Annotated in this window: 7 protein-coding genes and 1 pseudogene; 3 read left to right on the top strand and 5 right to left on the bottom strand. The window is 65.6% G+C overall.

The annotated features are described in order from the left end of the window. A pseudogene (locus QZ281_RS06670) lies at positions 1–374 on the top strand (malate dehydrogenase); the annotation flags it as partial. 127 nt (positions 375–501) lie between these two features. Here QZ281_RS06670 and QZ281_RS06665 read toward each other — a convergent pair. Further along, on the bottom strand, positions 502–1011 hold the full coding sequence (locus QZ281_RS06665; RefSeq protein WP_292226258.1) for a YbjN domain-containing protein: 510 nt from the start codon (positions 1009–1011) through the stop codon (positions 502–504). 34 nt (positions 1012–1045) lie between these two features. Next, entirely contained in the window at positions 1046–2137 is a 1092-nt protein-coding gene (gene zapE, locus QZ281_RS06660; protein WP_292226255.1) for a cell division protein ZapE, read from the bottom strand. A 142-nt stretch (positions 2138–2279) separates the two neighbouring features. Here zapE and QZ281_RS06655 point away from each other — a divergent pair, with 142 nt between their 5' ends. Both QZ281_RS06655 and rarD read left to right on the top strand, forming a co-directional pair. Further along, positions 2280–3326 carry an aspartate-semialdehyde dehydrogenase gene (locus tag QZ281_RS06655; RefSeq protein ID WP_292226252.1) on the top strand — a complete coding sequence of 349 codons (1047 nt, stop codon included), beginning with the start codon at positions 2280–2282 and terminating at the stop codon, positions 3324–3326. A gap of 106 nt (positions 3327–3432) precedes the next feature. Beyond that, positions 3433–4362, top strand: coding sequence for an EamA family transporter RarD (gene rarD, locus QZ281_RS06650; protein WP_292226249.1), 930 nt, complete (start codon positions 3433–3435; stop codon positions 4360–4362). On the opposite strand, the gene QZ281_RS06645 is transcribed toward rarD, so the two are convergent. The 3 genes from QZ281_RS06645 to atpD form a co-directional block, all read right to left on the bottom strand. Next, complete coding sequence (locus QZ281_RS06645) at positions 4359–5492, bottom strand: serine hydrolase domain-containing protein (RefSeq protein WP_292226247.1); 1134 nt, start codon at positions 5490–5492, stop codon at positions 4359–4361. The genes rarD and QZ281_RS06645 overlap by 4 nt on opposite strands. 88 nt (positions 5493–5580) lie before the next feature. Further along, positions 5581–5850: an ATP synthase F1 subunit epsilon gene (locus tag QZ281_RS06640; protein ID WP_292226244.1), complete on the bottom strand. Its 270-nt coding sequence runs from the start codon at positions 5848–5850 to the stop codon at positions 5581–5583. 2 nt (positions 5851–5852) lie between these two features. Further along, on the bottom strand, positions 5853–7385 hold the full coding sequence (gene atpD, locus QZ281_RS06635) for a F0F1 ATP synthase subunit beta (protein ID WP_292226242.1): 1533 nt from the start codon (positions 7383–7385) through the stop codon (positions 5853–5855). Positions 7386–7408: the final 23 nt, after the last annotated feature.

Genomic DNA, 7408 nt, shown 5'->3' with positions numbered 1-7408 from the left:
CCGTCGCCGCTGGCCTGCTGAGCCAAGCCGATCTGGACGCCATCGTCGACCGCACCCGCAAGGGCGGCGGCGAGATCGTGGCCCTGCTGAAGACCGGCTCGGCCTTCTATGCGCCGGCTGAATCCGCCATCGCCATGGCCAAGTCCTACCTGCTGGACCAGAAGCGCGTCCTGCCTTGCGCCGTCTGGCTGTCGGGCGAATACGGCCTGTCGGACCTTTACGTCGGCGTTCCCGCCCTGATCGGCGCGAACGGCGTCGAGAAGGTGGTCGAGTTCACCACCAACGACGAAGAAAAGGCGATGTTCGAGAAGTCGGTCGCCTCGGTCCAGGGCCTGCTGCAGGCCTGCAAGGACATTGATTCCTCGCTGGCATAAGAGCCAGCGGGCGCTATCGCGCGGCTCGCGGAGCCGCGCTGCTTGAGCGCCTGATGTCTATGGAAAGGGCCGTGGAGCGATCCACGGCCCTTTTTCTTTCCCTTTCCCGACGGGAGAGGGATCAAGACTACTGCGGCGTCAGGCCAACATGGGTGGCGAACAGCGGCAGCAGTTGCAGCCACACCGCCAGCGGGTCCGTCAGTTGCTCCATCCCCTGCCCCGGCACGGTCAGCACATCATACTGGGCCGTAGCCGTTGGGGCCTTGCCGTCCGCGCCCGCCGTATAGAAGGCCTTGAGAAAGCGGTTCTCGCGGTTCCAGGTGTTGGTGACATCAAGCGTCACCGCCGGGCTGGCCACGACGGCGCTGAACTGCACGTCCTGACACAGATCGCCCTGACAGCTGTTGAAGAAGACCGCCCAGGTCAGGCCCGCATTATTGACTGCAAACCAGGTCTGGCCGTCCGCCGTCTGCACCGGCCCGACCTGTCCGCCCAGTCGCGTCAGCCAGGCGCTGACATCGGCCGCCCGCAGGCCGCTGGACGCAGGTGCGACAGCCGGGGTCTGGGCCAGCGCCGGCGCCGCCGCCACAGGCGCGACAGTCATCAGAAGGGCGGCGGTCAGGGCGAGGCGGCGCATCGGGAACTCTCCGGTTGAGCCCTCACCCTAGCCGTCAATCGCGAACGTGCGCCAGCCAGTCCTTGCTCTGCATTTCGTTGAAGCGCGACACGGTGCGTTCGAACTCGAATGCGCCGACGCCCTCGGTATAGAGGGCCTCAGGCTTGGCCGCCGCCAGCACGATCAGCTTGGTCTTGGCCTCGTAAAGCGCGTCCACCAGGGTCACCAGACGCCGCGCCTCATGGTGGTTGGCCGAACTCAGGATCGGCACATCTTCCAGAAACAGCGTGTGGAACCGCTGGGCGATGGCCAGATAGTCCTGCGGGCCCAGCGGCTTGGCGCACAGGTCGTTGAAGGTCGCCCGCGCCATCGATCCCACAGTGCGGTCAACGACCACATCGCGGCCCAGCACGGTCAGATGCGCCGGTTCTTCCGGCTCTCCGCCCTTCAGTTCGCGCCACAGGTCGTCGAAACCCGCGCGGTCATCCGGCGTGTGCCAGACCTGGGCCGAGGTCATCCGGTCCAGCCGCCAGTCGCGCGCACCCGCCGTTTCCACCACCACGCAGCGCTGGCGGATGATGTCGATGAAGGGGGTGAACAGCTGGCGATTGATGCCGTTCTTGTACAACTCCTCCGGCGCGCGGTTGGAGGTGATGGCCAGCACCACCCGGTCCTCGAACAGGGCCTCGAACAGCCGCCCCAGGATCATGGCGTCGGCGATGTCTGTGACCTGCAGCTCATCGAAACACAGCAGCCGGGCTTCCGAGGCGATCAGCTTGGCGATCGGCGGGATCGGATCGTCGCCCTTATGCGTGCCGAACACGGCCTTGCGCGTCCTGGCGTCGCCCTCGCGCCACTGTTTCACCAGATCGTGGATGCGGGCCATAAAGGCGTGGAAGTGGGCGCGCGTCTTTCGCGGCTCGGGCGTCGCCGAATAGAACAGGTCCATCAGCATCGACTTGCCCCGTCCGGGCGGTCCCCACAGATAGACGCCGCGCACCTCTGGCGGCTTACCGAACAGGCCACGCTTGCCCAGATCGGTTTCCAACCGCTCCAACGCGGTGATGACGTCGGCCTGGGCCGGATCGGGCGTCAGAACGCCTTCTTCCACGCGGATATCGTAGGCGTTGCGGATACGGGAGGTCATGGCGGCCCTGCTTAAAGTCCCCCGCGCCGAAAAGCGATTGCTTCGCGGCTGCGAACGCCTAAATGCACAACACACCATAAATCGCGCTCAAGCAGCGAGGCTCCGCTGAGCCGAGCGTTAGCGCGTCCGAAGGACAAGCATCATGGGTTATCGCGTCGCCATCGTCGGAGCCACGGGCAATGTGGGCCGCGAAATGCTGAACATCCTGGAGGAAGTCGAATTCCCCGTGGATGAGATTCACGCCATCGCCTCGCGCAAGTCCAAGGGCGTGGAAGTCTCGTTCGGCGACAAGACCATCAAATGCCAAGACATCGAACAGTTCGACTTCTCCTCCGTCGATATCGTCCTGATGTCGGCAGGCGGTGCGGTGTCCAAGGAATGGTCCGAAAAGATCGGCAAGGCCGGTCCCATCGTGATCGACAACTCCTCGGCCTTCCGCAAGGACGCCGACGTGCCGCTGATCGTGCCGGAGGTGAACCCGGACGCCATCAAGGACGCGACCAAGAAGAACATCATCGCCAACCCCAACTGCTCGACCATCCAGCTGGTCACGGCGCTGAAGCCGCTGCATGACGCGGCCAAGATCAAGCGGGTGGTCGTCTCGACCTATCAGTCGGTGTCCGGCGCCGGCAAGGAAGGCATGGACGAGTTGTGGAACCAGACCAAGGCCATCTACGGCCTGGGCGATGCGCGTCCCAAGAAATTCCCCAAACAGATCGCCTTCAACGTCATCCCCTACATCGGCTCGTTCCTCGAAGACGGTTCGACCGACGAAGAGCAGAAGATGTCGGACGAGACGCACAAGATGCTGGACCCGAACATTCAGGTCACCGTCACCTGCGTGCGCGTGCCGGTCTTCGTGGGTCACTCCGAGGCCGTGAACGTCGAGTTCGACCGCCCCATCGCCCCGGACGAAGCCCGCGCCATCCTGCGGGAGGCGCCGGGCGTGCTGGTCATCGATAAGCAGGAGCACGACGGCTATATCACCCCCGTCGATGCGGCAGGCGAACACGCCGTCTATGTGTCGCGCATCCGCAAGGACCCGACCATCGAGAACGGCCTGAACCTGTGGGTGGTGTCGGACAACCTGCGCAAGGGCGCGGCCCTGAACGCCATCCAGATCGCCCAGCTTCTGGACGAGACGGGCGTCATCAAGTCCTCGTCCGGCTATCGCTCCATCACCATCTGATCTCCAGCTTTCGTCATCCTTCGGCAGCGCCTGCGCGCGGCCCGGAGGATGACGAGCCCGTTGCCCGCTCTACGTTCCTCCCCGGACGAAACGAAAGCCTGCCGCCATGAGCGCAACCGCCACAGCCACGCCTACAGACGGCCGCGCCGTCGGCACGGCCATCGCCTGCTACACCCTGTGGGGGCTGCTGCCGCTGCTGTTCATGGCCATGGCGGCGCATGGGTTCACGGCGCCTGAGATACTGGCGCACCGGGCGGTCTGGTCGGTGTTCATCGCCGCCATCGTCCTGCTGCTGGCGGGCCAGTCGGCCGAGGCGCGCAAGGCCCTGTCCAATCCGCGCATCTTCGGCTGGCTGATCGTATCGGCTCTGCTGATCGGCACGAACTGGAGCCTCTACGTCGTCGCCACCACCCACCATGCGACGCTGGAAGCCAGCCTAGGCTACTACATCAATCCCCTGCTCAACATGGCGGCGGGGGCTGTGCTGTTCCGTGAGAAGATCGACCGGCTCAGCGGTCTGGCCATTGGGCTGGCGGCTGTGGGCGTCGTGATCCAGACCATTGCGCTTGGCCATGTGCCGATCATCGGCCTGACCCTGGCCCTGACCTTCTGCGCCTATGCGGTGATCCGGAAACGGGTTCAGGCCTCGGCCCAGACCGGCCTTTTCGTCGAATGTCTGGTGCTGCTGCCCATCGGCGCGACCTTCCTGGGCTGGCTGGTCACCCATGGGCAGGCCGTGGGCTTCTCGTCACCCACGGGGCTGGCCTGGGCCCTGTTCAGCGGCCCCGCGACCGTGATCCCTCTGGCCCTGTTCGCCTGGTCGGCGCGGCGCCTGCCCCTGTCGACGGTGGGCTTCATCCAGTTCCTGGCGCCGACGCTTCAATTCGCCTGCGGCGTCTGGGCAGGCGAGAAGCTGACCCTGCTGCGGATCATCTCCTTCGGCTTCATCTGGGCCGGGGCAGGCGTCTTCGCCGCAGCCGCTTTCCGCCGCAGCCGCGCCGCCCGCGAGGCCATTCGCGCGGTGGAGACGGTCTAGAGGGCGGCGTAAACCGCCTCCAGCAGGCGCCGGGGGCGGGGATCGCCGATCAGGTGGGGCGACTGGCGCGTCATCACATAGGCCGCCGACAGCCGCTGCGACGGGTCCGCCATCGCCATCGACCCGCCCCAGCCGTAATGGCCCCAGGCCTCGTTCGGGCCAAAGACGTTCAGCCCGTCATTGCGCATCAGGCCCGCCGCCCAGCTGATGACATAGGGCAGCACCTTGTCCTGACCGTGGATGCGTTCACGGGTCAGCTGCTCCAGCGTCTGGCCCGACAGGATCGAACGGCCGTCCAGCCGTCCCTCATTGGCGACCACGCCCAACAGTTTCGCCAGCCCCAGCGCCGTGCCGTGCAGATTGGCCGATGGAATCTCCATCCGCCGCCACTCTGCAGAACCCCGACCGGCCGGCGCCGAGCCGCGATCCAGGAAGGCCGCCTGTTTGATCGGGTCGATGGTCCCAAGGCTGGGCGCCGCCGTCGGCTTTCGCATCTGGGCGACGCGGCCATGCTCGCTGTCAGGCAGGCCGATCCACAAATCCAGATCGGGGAAGTCTTCGCGCAGGGTCTGGCCCATGGTCCGGCCGGTCGCACGGCGGAACACCTCATTGGCCAGATAGCCCACCGTGATCGGGTGATAGCCGGACGCGGTTCCCGGCGCCCACATCGGGGCCTGCGCCGCCAGCTTGTCGACCACAGCCTGAGCGTCGAACCAGATGGAGGGTTCAACCGCCTCTGAGAAGCCCGGCAGGCCGGACTGGTGGCTCAGCAGTTGCGCCACGGTCACATCCTGTTTTCCCGCCGCCCCGAACTCGGGCCACAGGGAGGCGACCGCCTGGTCATAATCCAGTTCACCCGCCTCGACGGCGGTTGCCGCCAGCAGCGCCATCACCGCCTTGCCGGTCGAAAACACCGAGGTCAGGGTCGTATCCGTGAACGGCGTCGTCTTCGCCGTATCGGCGTGCCCCGCCCACAGGTCCACGACCGCCTCGCCTTCGATCAACACGCTGAACCGCGCCGCCTGTTCGTTCAGCCCCTCGGGCGCATCGGTGAAGTTGGCGGCGAAGGCCTCGCGCACCGCATCAAAGCGCGGATCGTTCTGGCCGTGGATTTCGAGGGCGTCGGTCATGGACTTGGTCCTAACCCGGCAAGCGCGCACGAAAAAGGCCCTGTGCCGGAGCACAGGGCCTCAAATCGTTTCGATCCTTAAATCAGGATCAGGCCGCGGCGACCTCGGCGGCCTGTTCGGCCAGGATGGTCAGGCCTTCGCCGTTGACGTCGGCGAAGCCGCCCTTGACGTCGTACTGGGTCTTGGCGCCGCCGTTATAGACAGTGACCAGACCTTCGCGCAGCGCGGTCATGAAGGGGGCGTGGTCCGGCAGGACGCCGAAGTCGCCCTCGACGCCCGGTGCATCGACCTGGTCCACGAGGCCCGAGAAGACCTCGCGTTCCGGCGAGACGAGAGAGAAGTTCAGCTTTCCAGCCATGATCAGGCTTCCGCAGCCATCTTCTCGGCCTTGGCGACGGCCTCTTCAATGGCGCCGACCATGTAGAAGGCCGATTCCGGCAGGTGGTCGTACTCACCAGCCACGATGCCCTTGAACGAGCGGATCGTGTCGGCCAGCTCGACGAACTTGCCGGGCGAGTTGGTGAACTGCTCGGCCACGAAGAAGGGCTGCGACAGGAAGCGCTGGATCTTGCGGGCGCGCGAAACGACCAGCTTGTCCTCTTCCGACAGCTCATCCATGCCCAGGATGGCGATGATGTCCTTCAGGCCCTTGTACTGTTGCAGCACTTCCTGGACCGAACGGGCGACCTGGTAGTGTTCTTCGCCGATGACCAGCGGGTCCATGATTCGCGAAGTCGAGTCCAGCGGGTCAACAGCCGGGAAGATGGCCTGGGCGGCGATGTCACGCGACAGCATGGTCGTTGCGTCCAAGTGGGCGAACGAAGCAGCAGGCGCCGGGTCGGTGGGGTCATCGGCCGGGACGTAGATGGCCTGGACCGAGGTGATCGAGCCCTTCTTGGTCGAGGTGATGCGCTCTTGCAGGTTGCCCATCTCGGTCGCCAGCGTCGGCTGATAGCCCACGGCGGACGGGATACGGCCCAGCAGAGCCGACACTTCCGAACCGGCCTGGGTGAAGCGGAAGATGTTGTCGACGAACAGCAGAACGTCCTTGCCTTCTTCGTCGCGGAAATACTCGGCCTGGGCCAGACCGGTCAGGGCGACGCGGGCGCGGGCGCCGGGAGGCTCGTTCATCTGGCCGTAAACCAGGGCGCACTTGGAGCCTTCGGTCGAGCCGTTGTTCTTGGTCGGGTCCACGTTCACGTTGGACTCGATCATCTCGTGATACAGGTCGTTGCCTTCGCGGGTGCGCTCACCCACGCCGGCCAGAACCGAATAACCGCCGTAAGCCTTGGCGATGTTGTTGATCAGTTCCTGCATGGTGACGGTCTTGCCGACGCCGGCGCCGCCGAACAGGCCGATCTTGCCGCCCTTGGTGTAGGGGCAGATCAGGTCGATCACCTTGATGCCCGTGACCAGGATTTCAGACGAGGTCGTCTGTTCCTCGAAGGTCGGAGCCTCGCGGTGGATCGGGCGGTATTCCGTGGTCTGGATCGGACCGGCTTCGTCGATCGGCTGGCCGACGACGTTCATGATGCGGCCCAGCACGCCCGGACCGACCGGGGTCTGGATCGAGGTGCCGGTGTCGGTCACGGCCTGGCCGCGCGTCAGGCCTTCGGTCGTGTCCATCGAGATGGTGCGGACCATGTTCTCGCCGAGGTGCTGAGCAACTTCCAGCACCAGGGTGAAGGGCTCGCCCGTCTTCTGGTCAACGTTCTGGGTGTGCAGGGCGTTCAGGATCGCCGGCAGGGCGCCGGTGAACTCGACGTCAACGACGGCGCCGATGACCTGGGCGATGCGGCCGGTTGCGGTGGCGCCGGTCGCAGCCGAGGCGGCGGGCGCCTTCTTGGCGGCGGGTTTCTTGGCAGCGGGTTTCTTGGCGACGGTGTCGGTCATGGCTGGGGTCCGTATCGGAATGT

The organism is Brevundimonas sp. (assembly GCF_018608325.1).
In the GTDB taxonomy this organism is placed as follows: Bacteria; Pseudomonadota; Alphaproteobacteria; order Caulobacterales; family Caulobacteraceae; genus Brevundimonas.
Note: the sequence above shows the minus strand (reverse complement) of the source record. Positions and strands in the feature narration are given on the sequence as shown.

Bases quoted from the DNA above. Each gene is read 5' to 3' on its own strand.
- QZ281_RS06665 (WP_292226258.1), bottom strand. From the start codon at position 1,011: ATGCGCCGCCTCGCCCTGACCGCCGCCCTTCTGATGACTGTCGCGCCT.
- zapE (WP_292226255.1), bottom strand. From the start codon at position 2,137: ATGACCTCCCGTATCCGCAACGCCTACGATATCCGCGTGGAAGAAGGC.
- QZ281_RS06655 (WP_292226252.1), top strand. From the start codon at position 2,280: ATGGGTTATCGCGTCGCCATCGTCGGAGCCACGGGCAATGTGGGCCGC.
- rarD (WP_292226249.1), top strand. From the start codon at position 3,433: ATGAGCGCAACCGCCACAGCCACGCCTACAGACGGCCGCGCCGTCGGC.
- QZ281_RS06645 (WP_292226247.1), bottom strand. From the start codon at position 5,492: ATGACCGACGCCCTCGAAATCCACGGCCAGAACGATCCGCGCTTTGAT.
- QZ281_RS06640 (WP_292226244.1), bottom strand. From the start codon at position 5,850: ATGGCTGGAAAGCTGAACTTCTCTCTCGTCTCGCCGGAACGCGAGGTC.
- atpD (WP_292226242.1), bottom strand. From the start codon at position 7,385: ATGACCGACACCGTCGCCAAGAAACCCGCTGCCAAGAAACCCGCCGCC.